A 22,776-nucleotide genomic window follows, 5' to 3' on the forward strand; every position below is an offset into this window, starting at 1 on the left:
CGAAGTCCAGGGCCCGACCGCGGCGTTCGAAGCGCCATGCGGACAGCACCGGCTCGATCAACTCCCAGCGCGCATCGGACAGGTCACTTGGATACGCACGTCGTTCCGTCATGAACTGGGCGTACCGCCAGCTGGGGGCGTGCGCCCAGGCGCGCAACCCGCCGTGTCGAAGCACGGGACAGATCTGGCGTCCTGGAATGAGACAGGCGCAAGCAGGATCTCGCCCCATCTGACACACCACTGGCCTCACCACGCATAACCACAACTACAGCCCCACCAGCAACACCTCATCGAGAAGCGCAAACCGCCCTAAGAGATGACGCTCAAGATGAAAACGACCTCTCAGGTGCCTTTTCACAACTTTGCCGGGCACGCAGGGTGTAGGACTGACCGGGATCAGCCCCGTGCACACACTCGTGAGCATAGCGATTTCCTGCCTGCTTCGGTGTCCGTTCGGGGCAGGGGATCAGCTATCCAGTGAGAGTGCGCTCTTGGCGTGCGCGACGGATTCCTCCGAGGCGGGTCCGCCGGAATTCTCGGTGGCCAGCACCTGGTTGAGGGTGACGAAGGGGCGCATCCGCCGTTCGTAGCGGGCATACGCGGTGCGGTGGTCGCCGTTGGCCTGGGCAAGGCAGCCGGCCAGCACATGGGCGCCCACGAGGGCCAGACTGGTGCCCTGCCCCGAGAGGGGGGAAGGCCAGTAGCCGGCGTCTCCGAGCAGGGTCACCCGGCCCCGCGACCACTGGTCCATTCGGATCTGGGCCGTGGCGTCGCAGTAGAAGTCGGGCGCCTTCCTGGCGGCCTCGGCCAGGCGGGTCCCTTCCCATCGCACTGACGCGAGCTTGTCTACGACGAGCTGCCGCAGGGCGCTGCCGTCGCGGAGGTGGTGGGCGAGGGGGGCGGACTCGAAGCCGAAGGCGATCCTGAGTTCGGTGTTGTCCCGTACGGGCATGATGCCGAAGCCCGTCTCGCCGTCCCGCAGCCACACCTGCCAGTCGTCCAGGGCGAGGAAGTTGTCCGCGCTGAATACCGAGAGGTAGCTGCCCAGGTGGTAGGCGAAACGCTCCTCCGGACCGAAGGCCAGGCGCCGTACGGTGGAGTGGAGGCCGTCGGCCCCGACCACGAGGTCGAAGACGCGGGACGGCCCGTGCGCGAAGTCGACGCGCACGCCGGTCTCGTCCTCGTCGAGCGCGGTGATGCTGTCGCCGAAGAGGTACTCGACGCCTGCGCGCGTGTGCTCGTACACCATCCGTACCAGGTCCTCGCGCAGCACTTCGATGTCTTCGCTGTCGAGCCGGCCGCTGCTGAAGGTCGCCTCGGTGGAGCGGTGGACTTCGTGGCCGTCGGGTTCGAGGATCGACATGCCGCGCATTTGGGTCCGTACGCGGCTTGCCTGCTGCAGCAGGCCCATCCTCTCCACGACTTCGAGCGCGACACCGCGGATGTCCACGGCCTGGCCGCCGGGGCGTGGACCTGGAGAGCGTTCGACGACGGTGGGCGCGAAGCCGTGGCGGCGCAGCCAGTAGGCGAGGACGGGCCCGGCGATTCCGCCGCCGGAGATGAGTACGGTCTGCATGAGAAGCTCCTCCAGTGCTTTGTACGGTGTACGCGCTGCGAACGTACGCCGTACGCGCAGCCGCTTCAACTGGCCAAATGTGCGACGTACTAGGGCAGATGTCTTCCATTCGGCGTTGCCGCTGCTACCTTCTGCGCTAGTACAGGACAGGAAGGCGGTAGGTCGTGACGAAGACCACAGGAACAGCCGGTGATCCGCCCTATCTACGGATCGTCGCCGCGATACGGCGGCGCATCGCGGACGGTGAACTCGCCCCTGGGGACCGGGTTCCCTCGACCCGGCAGATCGCCGGAGAATGGGGCGTCGCGCTCGCCACCGCCACCAAAGCCCTGACCACCCTGCGCCTGGACGGATTTGTCGAGGCCCGGCCCCGGATCGGCACGGTCGTCGCCGGAACCGCCCCCGCCGCGCCGACCCGCAGGCGCCCGTCACCCGCCCCGGACCCCGAGCAGGAGCTGAGCCTCGACCGGATCGTCCGTACCGCCATCGAGATCGCCGATGCCGAAGGGCTCTCGGCGCTCTCCATGCGCGGCGTCGCCGCCCGCCTCGGCGTCGCGGCGATGTCGACCTACCGGTACGTCTCGAGCAAGGAAGACCTCGTCCTGCACATGGCCGACGCCGCGTTCGGCGAGGAGTCCTACCCCGCGGACGCCCTCGAGGATTGGCGTACCCGCATCGAGCTGGGCGCCCGGACCCTGTGGAGCCTGTACCGGAAGCACCCGTGGCTGGCCCAGCTCGGCTCCCTCACGCGCCCGCTGCTCGTACCCAATCTGATGGTCCACGGCGAGTGGATGCTGGGCGCCCTCGACGGCCACGGACTCGACCCCACGACGCTGTTCGACATCCACGTCCTGCTCTACAGCCATGTCCAGGGCCTGGCGGTACACCTGGAGATGGAAGCGCACGCCGAAGCGGCCACGGGCCAGTCGGAAGACCAGTGGATGGACAGCCGCGCCCCCGCCCTCCAAGAACTGGTGGAATCCGGCCGCTTCCCGACCTTCACCAAGGTGGTCGGAGCCTTCGAGGACGGTTACGACCTGCGTCTCGACGCGCTCTTCGAATTCGGCCTCAAGGCACTCCTCGACGGAGTGACTTCCATCGTCGAAGGTCAGGAAGCTGTCACGTAGACACATGAACGAGTTCATTAGGACCGGACCCACACACCCCTGGCCCCTTCCTCCTCCCGGACCTCGAGCCCGTCCGCGCGGAGCTGGGTGACGGCGGCGTCCATGTAGTGGGTGTTGAACAGCACGAGGGCGTTGAGGACCGGTCCGAGGGCGCCGCTCTGGTCCTCCATGCCGTCCTGGTGGCGCCGGTAGAGCTGTCCGGCCTTGTCGTGGAAGATCTTCCGGGCGAGTGCGTGGCGGGCTTCTCCTGGAGGTCGGCCTGCACCTTGATCTGGTGGCGGTAGCCGGGCTCGCCGACCAGGCGCAGGATGTGCAGGGTCTTGGCGATCCGCCCGTAGTGCGCGATCGAGTCCCCGAGCGGGGTCGGCCGCCCGTCACGGGACAGCATCCGGATGGCGTCGTAGGCGCGGGCGGCTCCGGTATGGACGGGCCGATGAATCCGCAGGATGTCGTCCCAACTGCGCTCGATACGAGCGAGGTCGACCCGGCCGCGGGCCACGTCCGGGAACGCGCCATAGTCGGCGGCGCGGTCAATGCGCCACATCTTCTGGTCAGGCAAGTCGGCAAGCTGCGGCGCGTACGCGAACCCGGCGAGGGTGAGCAGGCCGAACACGAAGTCGCTGTTGCTCGCAGTGTCCGTGACGATTATCTCCGGGTTTGCCGCCGTCGCGGTCGTAGAGGACGTCCAGCACGTACAGCGAGACGCGCGGGGTGCCTACACCACCTGCTCGGCATCGGCGAAGGGCGCCGCCCATGGCGGTACATGTAAGCGGCTGCGACCTCGCCGGTGGACGCGCTCGCGCGATCTACCGCGCTCAGGCTCTACGCGCGCTCGCTGACGGCGTTGCCCTTGCCCGGTGTGCAAGCCCGACCGGGACTTTGGCTTCCTAGGCTGAGTCACGCCAACCGCGGCTTGCGCCCGGTGGCCTTCTTCGCCGGGCTCTTGGCCGTCTTCATCACGGCGGGCTTCATCGCGGCACGTTGCGGCATATCGTGGACGGTCGCGTCCTCGCATTGGCCCCTCGCCGCACGAGGCACGGCACGGGCCGATTCCATGGAATGCCGCAGCGCCCGAATTCTCCGACCGGACCGCTGTGGAGGACGCACTCATGGACGTGTGGCACGACGCGACACAGGTCTTCGGGCCTGAGCACCCTCTGTGGATCGCGCACTCTGGAGAGACGGCAGCAGACCAAGTGGTGGAGGAATGGGTGGACGCGATCCAGCGCGCCCCCCTGCCTCGACCGCTTGACGCGTTCGCGTTCAAGGCCAACGTGGACAGGGACGGGCCGGAATCCGTTCGCCGACGGAACGAACGGCTGGTGGCAGGCCATCACGACCTACGTTTGGTCTTCGCTGCCCGGGCCGGCAAAAGCCTTCCCCTTGCCGACCTTGCCTGCGACCGCGGCTTGCCTATGTGGCAGCACACGCAGCAGGCAAAGGGTCGACACCCGTACGGGATAGGTAGCCAGTGCGAAGCGGGGGCCTCCCCGCTGACACTGCGGGCGTGACCTGGGCTGTTGCGGGCAACACGCCATATAAATAAAAGAGTTGGAGCGCGTCGACCGGTCTCTCTAGGGTAATGCGGCGTACTGGACCGGTGCGCATGGTTCACGAAGGCGGAACAGCTCGAATAAACCGCACGAAGATAGCCGCGGTCGCGCTCGCGTGCCACCGCCACTCTGGGATCCATAGGAAGCAGCCCGGCTTCCGCCTCGGCCAACGAAGGTGCCCACGTACAGGCAGACCCGGCGTACAAGATCCTCTAGCACCTTGAATGCCGGGGCCCCAGGCGGGTGTCGCTGCGGCTTGGTTACTACAATGCGGCCGCCGACAAGGACTTCGGATGGACGAAGGTCAAGAAGAAGCACAACATCACGAAGTACTCGGCCGTGGAGTACATCGCGAAATCGCCGGTGCGCGAACACATCGGAGGCCAGTCCTACCGGCACACGGGTTACGCGGGTAAGTACAAGTGCCGCAACGGGGTGTGCCAGCTCGTCAAGCAGTACAAGGTGCTGATGACGGCCAACGAGAAGAAGCTCCGCGACGACCACGACAAAGACGTTATCACCGAATACTGCGTGGGCATCACCAGGTGCCCGAACTGGGTGACCACGGCCCTGGCCAAGTCCAACAGGAGTTCCGTAGCGGCTGAGGGCGACAACAAGTATGTGGGCGCGTACAAGCCCTTAGCCCGAACCGTGCAATCCGCGGACGTGAAGGCCGGTGTCAGCAAGAACGCTGCCACGAGGTAAGAACCTCACCCGTTCGGTGGCCGGCCATTGCTGCGTCTCCGGCATGCCGTTTCATTGATGCCTGAGCACTGTGACAGCCTGCGCCCAGGCTGATCAGTCCACAGCGCCGTTCCCGACGGCAGTACGCCTCGGGAACGGCGCACCCGCTCTCCCATTCTTGAAAGGTGACTCGTGGCCAGTCCCGACAGCGGTTTCCTCACCCGCGTGTCCGAGGCCGCCTTCGAGCTCGGCACGGACGGCTTCCGTGTGACAGGAATGACGATCAAGTCCCGGCAGATCGGTTTCACCGACACCGGGACCACACCCGATCCACCGCTCTACATGCAAGGCGAGCCGCCCCCCGTGCCGGGCCGCCAAGGCCGACGCGAACACGACTGGCAACCCGCCACCGGCGCGCCCGCGTGGATGAACATGGCATGGCTGCTGGAAGACCTGGCCACGTGGATCCAACCATTGGCCGACGAACACGTCACCCTGCTCGGCATTGAGGCACCGCTCCCGCACTGGTGCGACATCCTGCTCCGCGACGGCGACACCGCCTACCGGGTGCGCATTGCACTGGCCGACCGGAGCGAGCCGCTGGACTTCCCCGGCATGTATCTGCGCGACATGTTCACCGAAGGCCGCCACCGCGACCACCTCACCCCTACTGATTGTGAGGACGAGACGCCACTCGTGGACCTGCGCACGGTTTTCTGAAGTATGCGAGGCATGTCTCAGCTCAGGCACTCCGCCAGAATGCGCCGATGAGGTGTCGCAGGGTGAGCGCTGCCCGGCACCCGCACCGATGCGGCCGGCTCGTGGCGCCGCGCGCCGCTCACCTGCGGAATCCGGGCCAGCAGATCGCTTTATCGCCAATCCAAGGCAACTCAGACGCGACGGCGCAGAGGTCGGGCTGCATAAGAGGACTGAGCTGGTCATCGCGTGGCCGCCTTGAGCTGCCGGGCGACGTCGGCGATCAGGTCTTCCTGACCAGCGACGACCTGTCGCTCGCCGAGGGCGAGGAACAGGTCGATGGGGTCGACGCATTCGGCGCGGGCGGTCTCCAGGACGGGCCGTTTGAAGCCGGAGAACACTCCGGCAAGCCCGCTGGCCACGGCGATGGAGTCGATGGACGGTGGAGCCTTCATCAGGTGGTCGTCGGCGGCGGCCAGAACCTCGCGCGGGCCGATCCCGGTGTCCAAGCCGCGCCGTTCGAGGACCGCCACGAGGGCTTCGAGCTGGGTGTTGCCGGCCGCAGCGCCGGGGCTTTCTCGCCGGCGCCTGAGCGGTGCCGCCGGGGCTTCAACGCCCGTCGGCGTAGCGACGGACAATCGGCTCCAGGTAGTCCGCGTGCGGCAGCGGTCAGGCCCGCCAGCTCGTCCGGTGAGCGCACCAGCGCAATGTCGTCGAGTTCGGGTTCACGGCCCTGGGCGTGCTCCGCACTCGCCGCAGCGGCGAAGCCCTCGCGCAGCGCTGACTCCGGCAGGGCCGGGGCAAGGCAGGTCAGGCCGACGCTGCTGTTCTCCCCGCAGGTAACGGCCCACAGCCGCAACGCGTCGGGGGCCGTGTCAATACCCATTTCCTCGACCAGCTCCCGCGCCGCCTGGGCGCCCAGGGCGACCCCATCCAGAACCTCGCCGTCTCGAGGCGGCTCTACCGAACCTCCCGGCACCTGCCAGCGGCCCGGGGCGGCCGTGGACGGCGACATCCTCGCCGCCAGTACACGACCGTCATCGGTCGGCTGGACGACGTTCACGAACAGCGACGGCAACGCGGTGGCGCCCGGAACCAGGCGCAGGACGTAGTGCCGGTAGGTGACCCGCACCCAGGAAAGACGGAGGTTGCGAGGCCCGGTCCATTCCGCCGGGGCCATCCGGGTGGGCCGCCGATGAGAGGCCGACTGGGCGAAGGCGACTGCGCCCAGGGTCGCCGGGTGTTCGGCACCCGCCACGCGCACCAGATTTCGGCTGCCTCGGCATCACGGTCGTCACTGGGCGGTGGTGCGAGGCGGTTCCGGGCGGCGGGGTCCGGCAAGATCAACCGGGGGGCTCGGGCGCAACAGCTGCGCGATCCGGCCGCCTGTGGCCTTGGTGAGGCCGTCGACCGGGTAGAAGCCGAGTTGGCGGGCCAGATCCGGGGCGTACAGCTGGACGGCGGCCTCCAGGAGTGTGGCGTAGGTGTGGGCGGCCGCGCGCACGCGCAGATGCGCGGCGACGGCGAGCACGGCCGCGACGATCAGCGCGGGCCACCACCAGAGGGCGAGCGGCAGGTACAGCACGGCCCAGGCGCTGAGCGTGGTGGCCCGGGTCAGCGCCTGGCGGGCCACGGTGACCTCCTGGCGGGGCGTGTCGGGAAGGACCAGCCACAGGCGCGGCCAGAGCGTGGCGAGGTCGAGCCGAAAGTCCCGCCGCAGGCGTATGGCGACGGCCTGGACCCGGTCCCCGCTCCAGGTGGGCCGGGCGGGCTCCTCCAGGGCGATGCGGTCCTTCGCCGCGCAGGCGTCGCGGGCGGCGTCGCGCGCGGCCTCCAGTGCTGAGGGGTCGCTGCCGGGCTGCCGGTGGAGCTCCGCCCGTTCGAGCCCGAGCTCGTTCTCCGCACGCCGCCACCGCTCGGCGGCCACCTGCCAACGGTGTTGCCGCCGCTCGGTCAACCGCCTGGCGACGCCTCTGGGTCCGGCGGGCCAGCCTGCGCAGTCGGCGGCGAGATGGACCTGTTCGACCAGGGAGCCGAGTGCCTGGGCGACCACCCCGACGGCCGCGGCGCCGACGAGTACGGCAGCCAGCACGACCATCTGTCCGCCGGTGCTCTTCGCCGCGGGTGCCTCGGCCCACCGGTTGACCTGCGCCGTCAGCACGGCCGGGTCGAACGGATGCGCGTTCCCCAGAGCGCGGGCGGCGGCCGCGACCGCCAGGTAGAGCGCGCCTGGCAGGACCAGCAGGGCGACCCACCGTTCGGCGAGTTTCTTCCCCAGTTCCCCGAGCACCCCGCCCATCCGGCTACAGCTCGCTGCTGAGCAGGTCGGCCCCGGTCACGGCGCACCGGGGTGCCTCGGCGGCGCCACTCGGCCAGGTGAAGCGCAGGCAGGTCCGGGTGGGGCACAGCCACACCGTCCCGTTCGGGGTGCCCCGGTCGACGCCCGCCGCGTGCACGCCCCGGTCGCCCACGCCGCTCGGGCCGGTGTACCTGTCCAGGCCGTCGGGGTCGCCGATGGCCTGCAGCACGGCGTGCAGCGTCTCGAGGGGGCCCGCCAGGTTGTCACCGTCGCGCGCCGCCGTGAGCACGTTCTCCAACACGGTCGCGTCGCCGACCGGCCCGGCACAGAGGCGGCGGCGGATGTCCGCCTCGAATTCGCACGCCCCCGCCAGGCGGAGAGCGACCAGGTCACGAGCCACCGAGGTCCCTTCCGAGCCGTCCGGGCAGAGGCTGCCCTGCCAGCCCGTCCGGTCAACTCGCCCATGGTCAATGGATGTTGTGGTTATCATCACACCACATGAGAGATGGTGCGAGCGTCCGGGCCAGGCAGCTTGCCAAGCTCACGTCGCTCCTGCAGGACACCCGGCGGTCGGGCGACGCCTCGGCGCTGTTCCGGTCCCGGACGGTACGCCGGGTCGTCGAGCTCCATGAGGCGAGGGAGCCGAACGACCTGAAAGTCGGTCTGGTACTCGGCTGGTTCCACTGGTTCCGGTATCTGGCCCTGCCAGAGGGAGCGGACCGTCCGGAACTGCAGCGGGCCGTGGACGAGTTCGTCCCCTGCTTCCTGGTCGGCATGGAGGAGCTGCCGGCCGACCTGCTGCCGCTGCTTGCCCGCGAGGCGGCGCTGCCGGCCCGGGCCTTGGCCGCCCAGTGTCTGAACTCGACCGACCCGGAGGCGCTGACCGCCGCGATCGAGCTCTGCCGCCGGGTCGTCGCCGCCGCGGACGAACGCGACCCCAGGTACCCCCGCATCCTGCTGACGCTCGTCAGCGCGCTCCACGCGCGGTTCGAACGCGACCGCAGCTCGGACGATCTGGACGAGATCATCAATGAAGCCATGAAGGCGGCGCTGCTGAGCGGGCCCGACGACCCCAGTTACGCCGAGGCCCTGTCGCTCGTCGGAGTGGGGTTACTGGCCCGGTACCGGCGGACGGGGCACTTGGAGGATCTGGCCCAGGCCGAGAACGTCACACGTCAGGCCGTGGCCGCCTCCGCGGAGGGCGGCTTGGACCGCGCGGGGCGCATGTCGAACCTGTCGAACGTCCTGAAGCAGAAGTATTACCATTCTGGCAACCTGGCCCACCTCCTGGAAGCCGTCTCCGTGGCCCGGGATGCCGTGGCGACGGTCCCGGCCGCCCTGCCCCCGTTCGCGGGCCTGTCCTCCAACCTGGCCGCCGCGCTCGTCGCCGCCTTCGAACGCGTCGGCCGGCTCGCAGACCTCGACGACGCGGTCACCGCGACACGGAACGCCGTGCAGGCGACTCCGACCGGCCATCCCGACCGGCCGATGTACCTGTCCAACCTCGCGGCGGCGCTGCGGACCAGGTACGTCCGCCTCGGCGCGACGGAAGACCTCGCCGAGGCGAGGGAGTCGGCGCTGGAGTCCTTCGGAACCTGCCCGCCCGAGCATCCCCACCACGGCCGCTTCCTGTCCGTCAGCCGGGCCGTCCACCAGACCGCGTACGAGCACTCCGGCGCGGCCGAGCACCTCGAGATGTTCTCCGCGAACGCGTTCATCGCTTTGATAGCGACCCCGGACAGCCATCCCGAATTTCCGCTGCGCGCCTCAGAGTTCGCCGACATCGCCCGACTGCGGTTCGAACACGGCGAATCCGAGAAGGCCCTGCAGGAGTCGATCGACTGGTCGCGGCGTGCCCTCAACAGCTCGTCCGCCGCACGTGAACACCCCGAGCTGGTATCCCGTTACGCGCAGGTGCTGCGCACCCGGTACACGGCCGGCGGGGCGCCCTCAGACCTCGACGAGGCCATCGCCTGGGCCCAGAAGGCCGTCGACCTCGCAACCACCGACCGCACAAGCCGAACCGGCCATCTGATCAACCTGGCCGGCTGTCTCCAGCTCCGCGCCGAGCACCGCGACAGCTGCAGCTACGCGGAGCGTGCGGCCGGGGTCTGGAGGGAGGTCGCCCAGAACGAGTCGGCCGCGCCGTCGCAACGCATCGAGGCCGGACTCCAGGCGGCCACTCTGCTCGCGCGGCTGGGCCGGTACGCAGCCGCGGCGGAGTCGGCCGAGGAGGCGGTCCTGCTGTTCCCGCAAACGGCCGCGCGCCGGCTCGGGCGCCGCGACCGCCAGCAGGCGATCAGCCGGTACGCCGGACTCGCGGGCACGGCCGCCGCCCTGGCCCTCGAAGCCGCAGCACCGGACGACCCCGAGGCCGCCGAACGCGCCGCCGGGCTCCTGGAGGTCGGCCGCGCGGTGCTGCTGGGCCAAGCGCTAGAAGTCCGCGGCGACCTTGCCGAGCTGACCGAGCGGCGCCCCGAGCTCGCGGCCCGATTCCGTGAGTTGCGAGAGCACCTGGACCAGCCCGAAGCGGTGGAGATCGGCATTTGGGACCGGGTCCAGCCGGGCGGCGGAACCGATGCCCGGCACTACCTGAACCAGGAACTCGCCGAGCTCCTCCGAATCATCCGCTCCCTGCCCGGCCTCGACAGGTTCGGACTGCCGCCCAGCCCCGCCGAACTCCGGTCGGCAGCGGCCGAGGGCCCGATCATCCTGATCAATGTCAACGGCCACCGCAGCGACGCCCTCCTGATCACCCAGGACCGCGTCCGGGCCCTCCCACTGCCAGGGCTCACTCCTGACGCCGTGGCCCGGCAGGTCGAGGCGTTCGACCGCGCACTGGGGCCGACGAGCAGCGGCGAGAGCGCCGAAGAGCGCTCGGCGATGCTGGCGGGTGTGCTGCAATGGCTGTGGGACAACGCCGCCGGGCCGGTCCTGACCGCCCTCGGCCACACCCGCACACCCGGCCCGGCCGACGCCGACATCCATGCCGCCACCGACGACACCGAGTGGCAGAGTTGGCCGAGGGTCTGGTGGGCCCCCGGCGGACTCCTCGGCACCCTGCCGCTGCACGCGGCCGGCCACCACACCGAGAAGCCCGCCGACCCCGCACAGCGGCGCACCGTCCTCGACCGCGTCGTCTCCTCCTACACGCCGACCGTCCGAGCGCTGCACCACGCCCGTGAACGCGCCCGCGCCCGCGGGCCGATCGACCACAGCGCGGCGCACTCGCTGGTCGTCGCGATGCCCGCCACCCCGGGCCTGCCGAACGACGGCAGGCTCTGGCAGGTCGACGACGAGGTACGGGCCGTCCGCCGCCACCTGCCCGACGCCGAGGTACTGCTCGGACCGGAACCCGACAGCCCGTCAACCGGCAGTCCGGACACGGTCCCCACCCGGGCGAACGTCCTCGTCCGGCTGCCCCACAGCGCGGTCGCGCACTTCGCCTGCCACGGCACCACCGATCCCGACGACCCGTCCCGCAGCCTGCTCCTGCTGCACGACCACGCCACCCACCCGCTGACCGTCGCCCAGCTGGCACCCGTCTTGCTCGACCGCGCCCAGCTCGCCTACCTCTCCGCATGCAGCACCGCCGTCACCCACGCGGACACGCTGGTCGACGAGGCCATCCACCTGGCCACTGCCTTCCAGATCGCCGGCTACCCACGGGTGATCGGCACCCTGTGGACGATCAAGGACAACATCGCAGTCACCATGGCCGACCTCTTCTACCAGGGCCTTGCCACGGGAACCAGCCCCCTCGACCCCGGCCGGTCGGCGTACGCACTCCACCACACCGTCCGCAGGGTCCGGGACGGCCACGGCCTTCCGCAGGGCTTCCACCGCGCGGCGACCCCAGCGCTGTGGGCCGCCCACATCCACGTCGGTGTTTGAGGCGTGAACGGGCACGGTGGACAGGGAGAACTCCACGGGTTGCGTGATGAGGAGCAATGCTCAGAACTGAGACCTTCGATATGTTCGTCGACCCTGATGGAGCCACCGAGCCTGCGGTGGGCTTCACACCGGCGGCCCGCCTGGGCCTGCCTCAGCCGGAAAGCCTCTGGAGAATTACGTGACCGCAGACCTGGGGAATTACGTGATCGTCCACAGGGCCGCCTCTGCGGAGCGCGGGATTCGCGTCGCACATCACAGGACACGACGGTGAAGCTCTCATTCGGTTACGGCCGCCGTTTTCGGAACAGGCCGAGAGGTCCGGCCGCCGTCAGGCAAGCCTCGATCAGCGGTCGATCTTCAGGCTGGGAACAGGCCACCAGGCGGAGACGACTGCGATGGTGGGATGGCTGCGGACAGCTCGGAACCCGCAACGGCAGCGTCACCGCCCGCTTGGTATCCAGCTGGGACAGTGAATCCCAAGACGGGCAAGCGCACACCGACGGCGGGCTATTCGCTGGCGACGATCGCGCACGCACTCACGGTGGTGCACGGGTTCTACTACTTCCGCATCCGCCTCGGCCGCGGGCCGGTGCTCAGCCCGGTGCCTGACAGTGCGGCCCGTCGGATGGCCCAGGTTGATCGCTCGCCGATCGAGGCACCGGTCCGTTTCCGGCGGGCGCGACTGATCCCCATCAGCACGAAATGTTCGATCGGATGCGGTGCGCGCGAGACTAGGCTCTGCAGTGCTGCTACGTCGATTCAGGAGCTCGGGCCATCAAACTACTGGGCCTGCTGCTGACGGACAGTGACTGTCAAGTCTGCCCGAGGACGGCCAGCCGGTCTGGCGAACTCGCAGGGGTGAGGTGCGTCCGCCGACGTATTGGGCGGCTCGCCGCCGCCGAACGAAGAAGGGTGTGGCTCTCTTCAGTGAGATCGCTCAGCGGCGTTGTTGCTGATCGCGATGGTTTGCCGGGTCGTCGTGTCCGGGGGATGCGTGGGAGGGCCAACTTGACGGTTGATCCCAGTTGTTCAGGAGTCAGCGGGTGGCGGCGGAGGGGCTACTTCTTGGGTGAACCTCATGATCGGTTATGTTGTCGCCGCAACATTTTTCAGAAGGGGGATACATGCGTACCGTGAAGAGCCTTGGAGTGGCTGGCGCCGTCGTAGGCGCTCTGGTCCTGACCGCGTCGCCTGCCACTGCGGCCCCGGCGCCGTGGAAGACGGTCTCGACCAACTCGAATTGGACCTGCCTTGAGTACCGGCACCACAAGGTGTCGGAGTGGGTCAACTTCAAGCTGTGCCGGATCATTAACTCGGTCCCGGAGGCGCAGCCGGTTCTGGTCGTCCAGAACAAGAACCCGCAGGGTAAGGCAGCCGAGATCGACGGCTACATCTACGGGGACTGGGGCACCAGTGCCACCTGCGGGAAGTTCACTCTGGAGGCAGGCTGGACGCGCGGCTGCTATGCGCCGACCGAGCCCTTCAATAGCAATAGGCTCGGTCTTAGTGGTGTGCTGGCCGTGAACGGGGTGCCCCAGGGTTGGAACGAGGCGGCGCCCGCGAAACACTGACCGTCCTTCTCAACAGAGGAGAGACACGCCCTCCGTGTTTTACAGGGGCCTGTAAAACACGGAGGGCGTCTGCTCCCGCTGGACTGCGCCTGGCAAAGTAGCGTGCCAACAGATGCAGTTCACCGTGGACCCGAACCTGCCTGAGGGGCGAATTAAGAAGATCTCCGACGGCTTGACCCGCAAGGGGATGCAGGAGGTGTTCCTCTCCGGACACAACCTCACCCAGCTCTTGAGCGCGCTCTACGAAGGATCTAAGGCGGACGACGTCGTGGCCTCCGCCTGCTGCGGCCGGCTCTATAACAAGTTCGTCGAGTTCGTGGACCTGGTCGACCCGGAGGCCGAGGCCGCCCAGACCACTGGGGTTCGATTCCACATCGACGACAGTGGTGCCGCCGCGTACGTGAAGTAGCAGCCTTCCAGCGGTCGGAGGCAACGGGCCGCCCCGGCCGCAGACGACGCTGTAGGGGAATTCGCCGGTCTAACGACAGGTGCGTCGTGGTGATGTCTCCCATGCGCTGCCAGCGCCCGCCCGCAGACGTCCGCTACGACCGGGGCCGGAATTCACCCCTGGGAGAGCACCGGCGTCGGCGGAACGGTTCCAGGCCCGGTCACGTGGCGGTAGGGTGCGGGCAGGCCGACGCATCGGGGCCCAAACCCGCGCCCTGGCCCATGACTGGGGAGCACCACGGCAAAGGTGTCCGCGGACTCTCATACGAGGGTCCGGTCCGTGCAGCATCAGTGCGAGGTGTACGTCAACTCCCGGCTACCACAAGCCGTTGAGCCTTCCGTATGCTGCTCTTCATCGCGCGCATCGGGTCATGGGGCCGAGCGCGGGAAACGTGAGAGCCGTAGGGCCAAGAGCCATGGCCGCAAGAGCCGGACGAGGAACAACGCCGAAACCGGGGCGCCGCGTACGCCGCCGCCAACGCCGGCACCCTCCATCAGCACGACAGTCGGTCCGACGAACCAGGCCCCTCCAGCCGGCCGACCTCAGCCGGTGAGGAGTCGAGACCGCGCCGGACATGCGGACCGCGTCCGCGCTGATCGGCGCATGCGTCGAACAGTGCGCAGCGTGTCAGCGGTCCCTGGCCGCAAAACTCCTCGACGAGGACCCGATCGTGCTCGCGGTAACAACCGGATCCGCCTACAGCCTCCAGGGTGCAACCAGGGGGATGTGGGTTCCCTCGCCTCCGATGCCGCCCAGTTGTTCTTCCGGGCCGTCCAGGCGTCTCCCGGCGAAGGCCACCTCATGCTCCGCTGCGTCGAACTGGTGAACCCTAAGACGGCGTCACATGGCGAGGATGCGGAAGCGTTTGTAGCAGCAGAGGGCGGCTGCTAACCCGAGAAGGGCCAGGTTGTTGCCGGGGTGTCGCTCGTAGCGGTGGTTGAGTCGGCGGTAGCCGGTCAGTCAGGACATGGTGCGTTCGATGACCCACCTGCGCCGGCCGAGCCGTTCGCTGGAGTCGATGCCCTTGCGGGCGATGCGGACGCCGATGTGTTTTCCCCATAGCCATCGCCGTAGGTGAGGCACGTCGTACGCCTTGTCAGCATGCAGGCGTTGGGGCTTGGAAGCGCTCGCGTGGGATTCGTGTCCCATGCGGAAATGGGACAGCATCGGCTTCAGGGCGAGACTGTCGTGGGTGTTGGCCGCGGAGAGTCCAACCCGTAGGGGCAGCCCGTTCCCATCGGACAGGACGTGCACCTTGGAACCGGGCTTGCCCCGGTCCACGGGACTCGGACCTGCAAGTTCGCCCCCTTTTTGGCCCTTACGTGCGCGGAGTCGAGGACCGCGCGGGACAGGTCGACCAGGTTCCGCTCGTCCAGAAGCCGGAGCACTTCCTGGTGCAGCCTGCCCCAGACTCCCGAGGCAGGGCTCGCCATGCACAGCCGCTGACGAGCACGTAGATGATCGCGGCGAAGACTGCCTCGTCATCGATATTCGCAACCCGGCCACCCTGCGGCCGCACCTGCGCAGCCGGCAACAACCAAGTTCGACGGTTCTTCGCACGGCTGGCGTGCGACCGGGGCCCGGCAGCGTGGTGACCGGGCTGCCGCGCCGACGACATCGCACTCGAGAAGGCCGCTGCCGAGGCTGCCTGGAGGCCTGCTCCCTCACCGTCGGAGCCGGTGCCGGAGGTTGATCGGGAACGGGTGTCGGACAGGCGTCGCTGCCTGTTCCGCCGACGTGCCTGGGCCAGGGAAAGCCAAGCGGACCAGGAACCGCCGGGGCCGTCGGGCCGCTGCATCTGACTCGATTGGGTGCAATCGGAGCTTGCGGCGTTTCCAAGCGGCATGGGCGCGGCGTTAAGCGGTGCGTTCATCTTGTGGTGCGGTTATATGCCGTGCGCTGGGGACTAACTGGAGCGTGTGATGGAGTCAACCGCTGTTTCGATGCCGGGTAGGGCGCATGTTGCGGTGTTCAACGTGCCGATGGCCGGGCATGTCATGCCGACCCTGGGAGTGGTGCGGGAGTTGGTGGATCGGGGGCATCGCGTGAGTTACGCGGTGACGCGCGAGTTCGAGTCTCAGGTGCGTGCGGTGGGGGCGGAGCCGGTTGTGTACGAGGCGCCGCCGCAGGGTGAGGCGCCGGAGGACATGGCGCAGGGGGTGACGGGCGTGCTGGGCGTGAATCTGGGCGCGCTGCCGCAGTTGGAGGCTGCCTATGCCGGCGACCGGCCGGATGTGGTGCTGTACGACGTCTACGCGTGGGCCGGCCCGTTGCTGGCGGCGCAGTGGAAGATTCCGGTGGTGCAGCTGGCACCAACGCACATCCCGTACGACGGGTTGGTGCAGGACTTCTTCGGGCTTGCGGACATCTCCTTGATCCCCGGCTTTCCGGAACTGGCGCAGGCGCTGGCCAGCTTCGGTGTCCCGGGTGGTGTGCATGCGCTGACGCTCTCGCCGCCGCGGTGTGTCGCTTTCTTCCCCAAGCGCTTCCAACGGCGGGCGCACACCGTCGCGGCTGGTGAGGTGCACTGGGTGGGGCCGGTGATCGGTGACCGTTCCTTCCAGGGCAGGTGGCAGGCGCCGGAGGGAGCCGGGCAGGTGGTGTACGTGTCGCTGGGCTCGCAGTTCAACCGGCGTCCGGAGTTCTACCGGACCTGTGTGGAGGCGCTTGCGGGGCCGGGCCGTCATGTGGTGCTGAGTGTGGGTGAAGAGGTCGCACGGACGGGGATCGGTCCTGTGCCGGCGGGGGTCGAGGTGCATGCCGGGGTGCCACAGATGGACGTGCTGGCGGCGGCTTCGGTGTTCGTGACCCATGGCGGCATGGGCAGCGTGATGGAGGCGCTGTCGGTGGGGGTTCCGATGGTGGTGGTGCCGCAGATGGCAGAGCAGCGGGTGAATGCCGAGCAGGTTCGTGACGTGGGGGTTGGGATGTATCTTCCGCGCGAGGAGGCCACTGCTGACGCCCTGCGTGAAGCGGTGCTGGCGTTGGGCTCGGATGAGCGTGTTGCCGGGGCGGTGGCGCGCATGCGGGAGGAGATCGAGGCCGCCGGCGGCGCGGAGGTGGCGGCGCAGGTCGTGGAGAAGGTGCTGGCCGACTGTCCGTTGGCCGCGCGTTGATCTCCACGTCTGAGGCCCGTGGCAGCGGCCGCCTCCGCTTCGCGGTGGCGGCCGCCGTTCTGGCTGCGCTGGTGTGCCCGGCCCCAGCCGGGGCCACTCAGAGCGGCTTGGCAGGTACCGAATTGGACGTCGGTCCGGGAGAGCAGCTTGACGTCGAGGTGCGGAAGGACACGGTCGAAGGGGCGGACGGGACACGGCTGGCGGCGACGGTGTACGAGCCGAGCACACCGGGCCCGCACCCGCTGCTGGTCGTTCCGGGGCCCTGGATTCGTCTGCCGCTCGATCATGTGACACACAAGCGCCGCTACCGGGCCCTGGCGAGGTCGGGGTATGTCGTCGTCGCCTACGACCCGCGCGGGTTTCGTGCGTCCGGCGGGTACGCGGACCTGGCAGGGCCTGCCGATGTCGCGGATGCTTCTCGTGTGGTGGACTGGGCCCTCGCCCACACGGCAGCCGACCATGGACGCATCGGTGCGCTGGGAGCTTCCTATGGTGCAGTGATCGCCCTGAACGCCGCCGCACAAGACGCCCGGATCAAGGCGGTCGTCGCACTGTCCGGGTGGGCTGAGCTGTCCGGCGGGTTCCGCATCAACGGCACCCGGGCGGCGAGTGTGGTGCTGTTCCAGGAGCTGTTCGGCCGCGTGGACGGCCGCTATGGTCCCGAGGTTGAACGGGCATTCGACCACGCGGTGTCCCAAGGTCTGGACGAATCCGATCCCTGGGTGAGGCAGCGCTCTCCCGCCGCTCACACCACCGGGCTCAACCGCAACCGGACTGCGGTCTTCATGGTGGGCGAATGGGATGACCCGATCGTGCCGGCCGGGCAGACGGGCGCCTTTCTGGACCAGCTGACCGGACCCAGAACGCTGCGCATGTACCCGGGCGGGCACGCCGACAGCCACACCGCCTCCACCGGCATCGCGGGCCGGCCGCAGGCATGGGAGGAGGCCATGCTGTGGCTGCGGCATCATGTGCGCGACCCCGGTGACGGCCGCAGGTGGCGGCCGCACCAACCGACGGTCGTCCTGCAGCCACGAACAGGCGGTCCCTTGGAGGAGTACTCAAGCTGGGCAGTCCTGCAGCAGGCGTCCCGGACGGTGCCGCTCACAGCCGGGCCCGGGGAAGGGACGTTGGAGGCTGGTCTTCCCTCGGCTGCTGAATCCGGCCTCTTTCCCGTCTCAGGGCCCCTCGACGCCGCGGAAGCCTCGCCCGTAACCGTCTGGCCGCTGCTGACGTCCCCGGCGGCAGCCACTTTCACCAGCAGCCCCCGCCAAGCGCCTGCGGAGCTGCGCGGCCATGCGCTCGTCGAAGGCACCCTGACCCCGCACACCGCCCAGGGCACCGTCGTGGCCCACCTCTACGACATCGGTCCCCTGGGCACCGCACGGCTACTCACACACGTCCCGTACACCTTCTGGGGTCAGCGACCGGGCGGCAGGCACCGATTCGCGGTGCGTCTGCCGGCCACTGCGTGGAACATCCCCGCCGGGCATCGGATTGGCCTCGTGTTCGACACCCTGGATCACCGCTACATCAGCGAGAACCCGATCGGCGCCGCTCTCACCATCGAGCCGTCGTCACTGCGGCTGACCGTGCCGCTCATCGACTCGATCAGCAGCTGAGCCGTTCAGTAACTTCCTCGGCCGATGCCGGAGCGGCATCGGCCGAGGCCGCACTAGCCGGTACGAGGACGGCAGCTGCCGTCGCCGCCGCCGCGAGAACCGCGCCCGCCCAGCACACGGCGGTCAGCCCGCCGGTGAAGCCCACCGGGCCCAAGCCTGCGGCGTGCTGGGCGAAGAGAGCCGACGCGATGGCGACGCCCAACATCGCACCGGCTTCACGTGAAGAGGTGTTGAAGCCGGAAGCCACGTCCAGACGGGCAGGCGGCGCCTGATCGACCAAGGCCTGAGGGGCAGCGGTGAAGAACAAGGCCATTCCGGCGCCGCCCGCCACCAGACCCGGCAACTGCGCCAGGTACGGGGTATCCGGCTCCAGTACCAGTGCGAACCACAGGCAGCTTACGGAGGTCAACCCACATCCGGCCGCAAGTACCGCCCGAGCGCCCGTGCGCCCCATCACGGCGCCCGCCAGCGGCGCGATCAGCACAGGCAGCGCTGTCCAGGGCAGGATCCTCCATCCGGCCTCCCAGGCATTTTCTTCCTGCACTTCCTGAGGGAACTGGACGAGGTAGAGCACCGTCCCGAACACTGCGGCGTGAAGCAGAAAGCCACAGGCATGTACGTGCCACAGGCGAGGGCAACCCGGCAAGCGGCCTATGAGCCGACGGGGGGCATGCCACGATGAGTGCCGGCGCGCCCCAGCCGCAGGCTCAGCATCCCCGGGCAGGCAGCGGCGTGCGGCCAGGGCCAGGATGCACCCGAGGGGAAGGTTCAGCCAGAACACATGCCGCCAGCCACCCCACATCAGCACAGCTCCCCCTACAAACGGGCCGACAGCGATCGCGACAGCTCCCAGGGCCCCCCACACGCCCAGCATCGCGGGGCGGCGCCGTGGTGGAATCACTGCCGTTACGAGGGTGAGACTGAGCGGGGTGATCGCCGCAGCCCCGACACCCTGCACCAGACGGGCGGCGATCAGCAGCGAAATGCCGGGCGCACAGGCGGCTGCTGCGGACCCGGTTGTGAAGAGCCACAAGGCGCAGGTGAATACCCTGCGCCGACCGCACCGTTCAGCCAGCACGCCCAGGAAGGGGGGCAGGACCGCGACGGGGAGGATGTAGGCGTTGACCAGCCATCCCAACGCTGCTTCCTGCGCCGCGAAGGTGACGCGGATGGCGGGCATCGCGGTCAGGAGAACGAGATGATCGAGCCCGCACAGGAAGACCGCCACGCCGGTTACGGCGCACGCCGCCCACATCCTTTGCGCGGTCATGACGCCGTTGACACCATGGCCGAACTATCACCCACCGCCGACCGCTGCCTGGGCGCGTAGCGGTGCATGGCGACCGCTTCGCCGGCCGGGGCAGGGATGAAACTGGCCCCCGGCTCCCTCGTGACGCGACGCGCAGCCTGCCGCGTCTGGGAAAAGACCATATCCGCCCGTTCCGCCGGAGATTCCAGCCTGCCCAGCACACGGGCGGATGCCGCTTTCACCGCAACCGCGGCCCTCGTCTCGTAGTACAGATAGCCGTCGGCGTTCGGATGGAATCCATCAGGGCAATACAAGAGATCCGGTTGCTGACGGAAGACGTCCGTCGTCAAGGACACCACCATCGCCCCGGCCGCCAACGACCGTGCTGCTTGACGGCGCGCCAGCGCCTGCGAGCGCCGACTCGCCACATCACGCACCCCCCGGCGCAGCGAGGGAGCGGCACCGATGTCGGCACACGAACCGATGACGACTTCCCACCCGGCAGCGCGCAGCCGCCGGACATACCTGCCCAGACGCCTGGCCGAGCGGCCCACAGGAGAGGGCAGCATCACGTCATTGCCGCCGATCAAAATGAGCGCAACGCCACGATCCGCGCGCGTGACCACAGCGTCGACCTGTCGGGCCATACCCGCTGTCGTCACCCCTGAGCGGGCCAGTACCTCCAATTCCACCGCACAACCCAGGCTCGCGACCACATCCCTGGCCAGTCGCACCCCGTTCGTTTCATCGTGCTTCAGCACCCCCACCGCCAGCGCGGAGGAATCTCCCAGCACCACCAGGGAGAGGCATTCACCGTCTGCCGGACCGTACCGGCCCGCTGACAGAGGAACGCTCCGCCCGTCCCACAACTTGCCCCGCACCACTAACGACGCATAGAAGCCGGCGACGCCACGCAGCACACTGCGCCGCACCGCCCTTTTCCAACCTCTTCTGGCAACCACTACGCACTCCGTTCAAGACGCGCTCCGCTCATATCAGGCGGACACCGACCACCCTCAGAGCCCTTCGAGGCCACGGTGGGACACGCCACACACCGCAGATGCTCTACAAACGATCAGACACGAATGGAGCAACGGCGTATCAACAGGGAGAGTGGACGCAAAGAAGGCGAGCCTGCTCGGACAAGGAGGCTGGAGCGTTTGTCTCGCGGTAGAACCGCACATCACGCGATCGGCAGGACCGGTTGGGAGGGCGAGCGCCGTGCCCGCCGCTCCGATGTCGCGCCTGCGGCCGGACCACACAGGCCGGAAGGCCGGCCGGTGCCAGGAGCAGGCGACCGGCGTTGCCGCGGAGGAGCAGACCTGGCGGGTTTTGAGGCCGTAGCCAAGGTGGCTGCCAAACTCCGGGACGGCATCCGGAAGCGCGCTGTCGCCTACGGCCCCCGGTCGCCCGCCCGGCGCCACCCACGCCGACACGCACCCAGCAGCCGCTCTCCCTGCCGCGATGGGCCGGAGCACATCCAAGCCAAGGTTGACGGGCGCCTTCCAGGACGTTCAGCAGGGCGTTTTCCGAGGCGCCTTGGGAGGCGCTTCACAGGGCGGCGGCCCACAGCCGTACGGCGAATGGACAACGGCGCAGGTGAGACCGTGCGGTCAAGGGGACCCGACCACGCCGACTACTTCACTGAGAGACCCCTTTGGGATCTCGTGAAGCTCCGATCACCTACCCAACCACCCTCCAGACGGCGCACCGCCCCGTCGGCAGGCTGGAGATCTGCCGACCCGATCTCGCGTCGCAAGGCCCTCGCAGGCACCCGGGTCCAAAGGCCGACGCGCGACCACAGCACCGGACCCCGGCCTCAGTGAGTGGAACCACGTCCTGCTGCGCGCCAGCCACAGCCAGGGCGAGCCAGACCGCGCCTGGGTACAGGAGCAGATCCCACCCGAGCCAACCCACCGCCAACAGCAGCGCCGCGACGAACCTCGCGTCCGTGCCGGACGGCTGACATCCCCGTTACGGCCGCTTCGCCTCTGTCCCTCGGCTGGAGTGAAGGAGGAAGGGACGGGTGGGAAGGGCGGCGCGGGCTGCTGCCGGGGACCGGGCCGCGCTCGCCCGGTTGCGCGTCGGCCAGGGCCGCCGCGCCGACGTCGGTCCGGTGCTGACTAGCGCTCCGTTGGCCTGGTGCCAGCTCATGTCGGTGTCGGCTTCGGCCAGTGCTGAGTTGGAGCTTTGCTGCAAGGTGTGAGAAGCGTCCACAGATGTCCTTGAGAAGGTCGCCGGAATGAGAGTCAGCGCGGCGGTGCGCTTCGGATACCGGCCGTGCGCACGCCGGCCGTCCGGCCTCCAGGAACTGATCGGCGAGCTGGTGAGTCGCGTCGGGATGTCAGTCGCGGCACGTGCCCCTGGCGTGCTGCTGGTAGGGGCGAAGTCGGCATACGGGCCGGCCGCGGCGGTTCTGACCGCCGCGGCCGGCCCGTGGCGGTTCCCGCGCGTGACCGCACACCATGAGACGTGCGAGCGATGCCCCGGCTCTTGAGGGTCCTGGACGGCAGCTTCAGGCGCGCCGTCAGGGTGGTTGCTAGGTTGTACCTGGGCAGCCCCTCGTACAGCCATTCACGGATCGTCCGGCACACCCTCTGTCCACACACGGAGCCTGACGGCTCCTACACCGTGGGAGCACCGGGCGAGGCGGTGGATCCCCGAACGATCGAGCCGAAGAAGGCCGGCGCGAAGACGCCACGTTCTCAACGCGGGGCAGCGGCCATAGCGGTGCCATAGCCCCAGGCGATCTCGATGCAGCCGGTCGCTCCAGCTTGCCGAGCTTCGCTCCCGCGTCGATCACCTCCTCGACCACATCGCCGCGAAAAGCCGCATCCCAGCCGCCGGCCTTGGCGCCCTCGACCCGACCGCCCTACCCTCCAGCGAGCTTGGGCCGCTGGACACGCTCGTCGGCGGGATCCGCCTGGCCCGAGACCACGAG

Annotated in this window: 16 protein-coding genes and 5 pseudogenes; 11 read left to right on the forward strand and 10 right to left on the reverse strand. The window is 68.9% G+C overall.

The genetic code is table 11. From position 1 onward, the window contains the following. A pseudogene (locus G412_RS36645) lies at positions 1 to 112 on the reverse strand (IS5 family transposase); the annotation flags it as partial. 354 nt (positions 113 to 466) lie between these two features. Next, on the reverse strand, positions 467 to 1,576 hold the full coding sequence (locus G412_RS0129915; protein ID WP_028815256.1) for an FAD-dependent monooxygenase: 1,110 nt from the start codon (positions 1,574 to 1,576) through the stop codon (positions 467 to 469). Between the two features lie 164 nt (positions 1,577 to 1,740). Here G412_RS0129915 and G412_RS0129920 point away from each other — a divergent pair, with 164 nt between their 5' ends. Next, positions 1,741 to 2,703 carry a TetR/AcrR family transcriptional regulator C-terminal domain-containing protein gene (locus G412_RS0129920; RefSeq protein WP_028815257.1) on the forward strand — a complete coding sequence of 321 codons (963 nt, stop codon included), beginning with the start codon at positions 1,741 to 1,743 and terminating at the stop codon, positions 2,701 to 2,703. Between the two features lie 38 nt (positions 2,704 to 2,741). Here G412_RS0129920 and G412_RS41875 read toward each other — a convergent pair. Further along, a pseudogene (locus G412_RS41875) lies at positions 2,742 to 3,419 on the reverse strand (Tn3 family transposase); the annotation flags it as partial. On the opposite strand from G412_RS41875, the gene G412_RS41880 reads away from it, so the two are divergent. From G412_RS41880 to G412_RS0129945, 3 genes are all read left to right on the forward strand, one after another. Next, a complete protein-coding gene (locus tag G412_RS41880) occupies positions 3,415 to 3,594 on the forward strand; it encodes a DUF6233 domain-containing protein (protein WP_425274523.1) in 180 nt (59 codons plus the stop codon). The pseudogene G412_RS41875 and the gene G412_RS41880 sit on opposite strands and share 5 nt — an antisense overlap. A 905-nt stretch (positions 3,595 to 4,499) precedes the next feature. Beyond that, a complete protein-coding gene (locus G412_RS0129940) occupies positions 4,500 to 4,961 on the forward strand; it encodes a hypothetical protein (protein WP_028815259.1) in 462 nt (153 codons plus the stop codon). Positions 4,962 to 5,132: 171 nt separating this feature from the next. Next, on the forward strand, positions 5,133 to 5,660 hold the full coding sequence (locus tag G412_RS0129945; RefSeq protein ID WP_028815260.1) for a hypothetical protein: 528 nt from the start codon (positions 5,133 to 5,135) through the stop codon (positions 5,658 to 5,660). A 218-nt stretch (positions 5,661 to 5,878) separates the two neighbouring features. On the opposite strand, the pseudogene G412_RS0129950 reads toward G412_RS0129945, so the two are convergent. The 4 genes and pseudogenes from G412_RS0129950 to G412_RS0129960 form a co-directional block, all read right to left on the reverse strand. Beyond that, positions 5,879 to 6,205 (reverse strand): annotated as a pseudogene (locus tag G412_RS0129950) (4-hydroxy-2-oxovalerate aldolase); the annotation flags it as partial. Beyond that, positions 6,091 to 6,816, reverse strand: coding sequence for an NUDIX domain-containing protein (locus G412_RS39445; protein ID WP_341860612.1), 726 nt, complete (start codon positions 6,814 to 6,816; stop codon positions 6,091 to 6,093). The gene G412_RS39445 and the pseudogene G412_RS0129950, both read right to left, overlap by 115 nt. 114 nt (positions 6,817 to 6,930) lie before the next feature. Further along, entirely contained in the window at positions 6,931 to 7,935 is a 1,005-nt protein-coding gene (locus tag G412_RS36655; protein WP_157839198.1) for a hypothetical protein, read from the reverse strand. 4 nt (positions 7,936 to 7,939) lie between these two features. Further along, the gene (locus G412_RS0129960) at positions 7,940 to 8,335 is read right to left on the reverse strand and encodes a hypothetical protein (RefSeq protein WP_028815262.1); all 396 of its coding nucleotides are present in this window, start codon (positions 8,333 to 8,335) and stop codon (positions 7,940 to 7,942) included. A gap of 98 nt (positions 8,336 to 8,433) precedes the next feature. On the opposite strand from G412_RS0129960, the gene G412_RS37465 reads away from it, so the two are divergent. The 4 genes from G412_RS37465 to G412_RS0129975 all read left to right on the forward strand — a co-directional run bounded on the left by G412_RS37465 (position 8,434) and on the right by G412_RS0129975 (position 13,809). Continuing rightward, positions 8,434 to 11,829 carry a CHAT domain-containing tetratricopeptide repeat protein gene (locus G412_RS37465; RefSeq protein WP_028815263.1) on the forward strand — a complete coding sequence of 1,132 codons (3,396 nt, stop codon included), beginning with the start codon at positions 8,434 to 8,436 and terminating at the stop codon, positions 11,827 to 11,829. A 469-nt stretch (positions 11,830 to 12,298) separates the two neighbouring features. Then, positions 12,299 to 12,628, forward strand: coding sequence for a hypothetical protein (locus tag G412_RS39950; protein WP_157839199.1), 330 nt, complete (start codon positions 12,299 to 12,301; stop codon positions 12,626 to 12,628). Positions 12,629 to 12,953: 325 nt separating this feature from the next. Beyond that, positions 12,954 to 13,400 (forward strand): hypothetical protein, encoded by a 447-nt coding sequence (locus G412_RS36665; protein WP_157839200.1) that lies wholly within the window; start codon positions 12,954 to 12,956, stop codon positions 13,398 to 13,400. 112 nt (positions 13,401 to 13,512) lie between these two features. Then, the gene (locus G412_RS0129975; RefSeq protein ID WP_028815264.1) at positions 13,513 to 13,809 is read left to right on the forward strand and encodes a hypothetical protein; all 297 of its coding nucleotides are present in this window, start codon (positions 13,513 to 13,515) and stop codon (positions 13,807 to 13,809) included. An 879-nt stretch (positions 13,810 to 14,688) separates the two neighbouring features. On the opposite strand, the pseudogene G412_RS39455 reads toward G412_RS0129975, so the two are convergent. Further along, positions 14,689 to 15,385, reverse strand: a pseudogene (locus tag G412_RS39455) (IS5 family transposase). 385 nt (positions 15,386 to 15,770) lie between these two features. Between G412_RS39455 and G412_RS0129985 the strand changes: the two are divergent. Both G412_RS0129985 and G412_RS36675 read left to right on the forward strand, forming a co-directional pair. Continuing rightward, positions 15,771 to 16,964, forward strand: a complete 1,194-nt coding sequence (locus G412_RS0129985) for a macrolide family glycosyltransferase (protein ID WP_051338701.1) — start codon at positions 15,771 to 15,773, stop codon at positions 16,962 to 16,964. A 107-nt stretch (positions 16,965 to 17,071) separates the two neighbouring features. Further along, positions 17,072 to 18,586 (forward strand): CocE/NonD family hydrolase, encoded by a 1,515-nt coding sequence (locus G412_RS36675; RefSeq protein ID WP_157839201.1) that lies wholly within the window; start codon positions 17,072 to 17,074, stop codon positions 18,584 to 18,586. On the opposite strand, the gene G412_RS36680 is transcribed toward G412_RS36675, so the two are convergent. Next, positions 18,576 to 19,856, reverse strand: coding sequence for an MFS transporter (locus G412_RS36680; protein WP_051338703.1), 1,281 nt, complete (start codon positions 19,854 to 19,856; stop codon positions 18,576 to 18,578). The genes G412_RS36675 and G412_RS36680 overlap by 11 nt on opposite strands. Continuing rightward, complete coding sequence (locus G412_RS36685; RefSeq protein WP_078607539.1) at positions 19,853 to 20,797, reverse strand: SGNH/GDSL hydrolase family protein; 945 nt, start codon at positions 20,795 to 20,797, stop codon at positions 19,853 to 19,855. The genes G412_RS36680 and G412_RS36685 overlap by 4 nt, the downstream gene beginning before the upstream one ends. Positions 20,798 to 22,445: 1,648 nt before the next feature. On the opposite strand from G412_RS36685, the pseudogene G412_RS41250 reads away from it, so the two are divergent. Beyond that, positions 22,446 to 22,574: pseudogene (locus tag G412_RS41250) on the forward strand (DUF6009 family protein); the annotation flags it as partial. Positions 22,575 to 22,776: the final 202 nt, after the last annotated feature.

Source organism: Streptomyces flavidovirens DSM 40150, assembly GCF_000429085.1.
Classification (GTDB): domain Bacteria; phylum Actinomycetota; class Actinomycetes; order Streptomycetales; family Streptomycetaceae; genus Streptomyces; species Streptomyces flavidovirens.

What these genes read in the sequence shown, in the direction of transcription:
- G412_RS0129915 (WP_028815256.1), bottom strand. Translation starts at nt 1,576, where the DNA reads ATGCAGACCGTACTCATCTCCGGCGGCGGAATCGCCGGGCCCGTCCTC.
- G412_RS39445 (WP_341860612.1), bottom strand. Translation starts at nt 6,816, where the DNA reads ATGGCCCCGGCGGAATGGACCGGGCCTCGCAACCTCCGTCTTTCCTGG.
- G412_RS36655 (WP_157839198.1), bottom strand. Translation starts at nt 7,935, where the DNA reads ATGGGCGGGGTGCTCGGGGAACTGGGGAAGAAACTCGCCGAACGGTGG.
- G412_RS37465 (WP_028815263.1), top strand. Translation starts at nt 8,434, where the DNA reads ATGAGAGATGGTGCGAGCGTCCGGGCCAGGCAGCTTGCCAAGCTCACG.
- G412_RS36665 (WP_157839200.1), top strand. Translation starts at nt 12,954, where the DNA reads ATGCGTACCGTGAAGAGCCTTGGAGTGGCTGGCGCCGTCGTAGGCGCT.
- G412_RS0129975 (WP_028815264.1), top strand. Translation starts at nt 13,513, where the DNA reads ATGCAGTTCACCGTGGACCCGAACCTGCCTGAGGGGCGAATTAAGAAG.
- G412_RS0129985 (WP_051338701.1), top strand. Translation starts at nt 15,771, where the DNA reads ATGGAGTCAACCGCTGTTTCGATGCCGGGTAGGGCGCATGTTGCGGTG.
- G412_RS36680 (WP_051338703.1), bottom strand. Translation starts at nt 19,856, where the DNA reads ATGACCGCGCAAAGGATGTGGGCGGCGTGCGCCGTAACCGGCGTGGCG.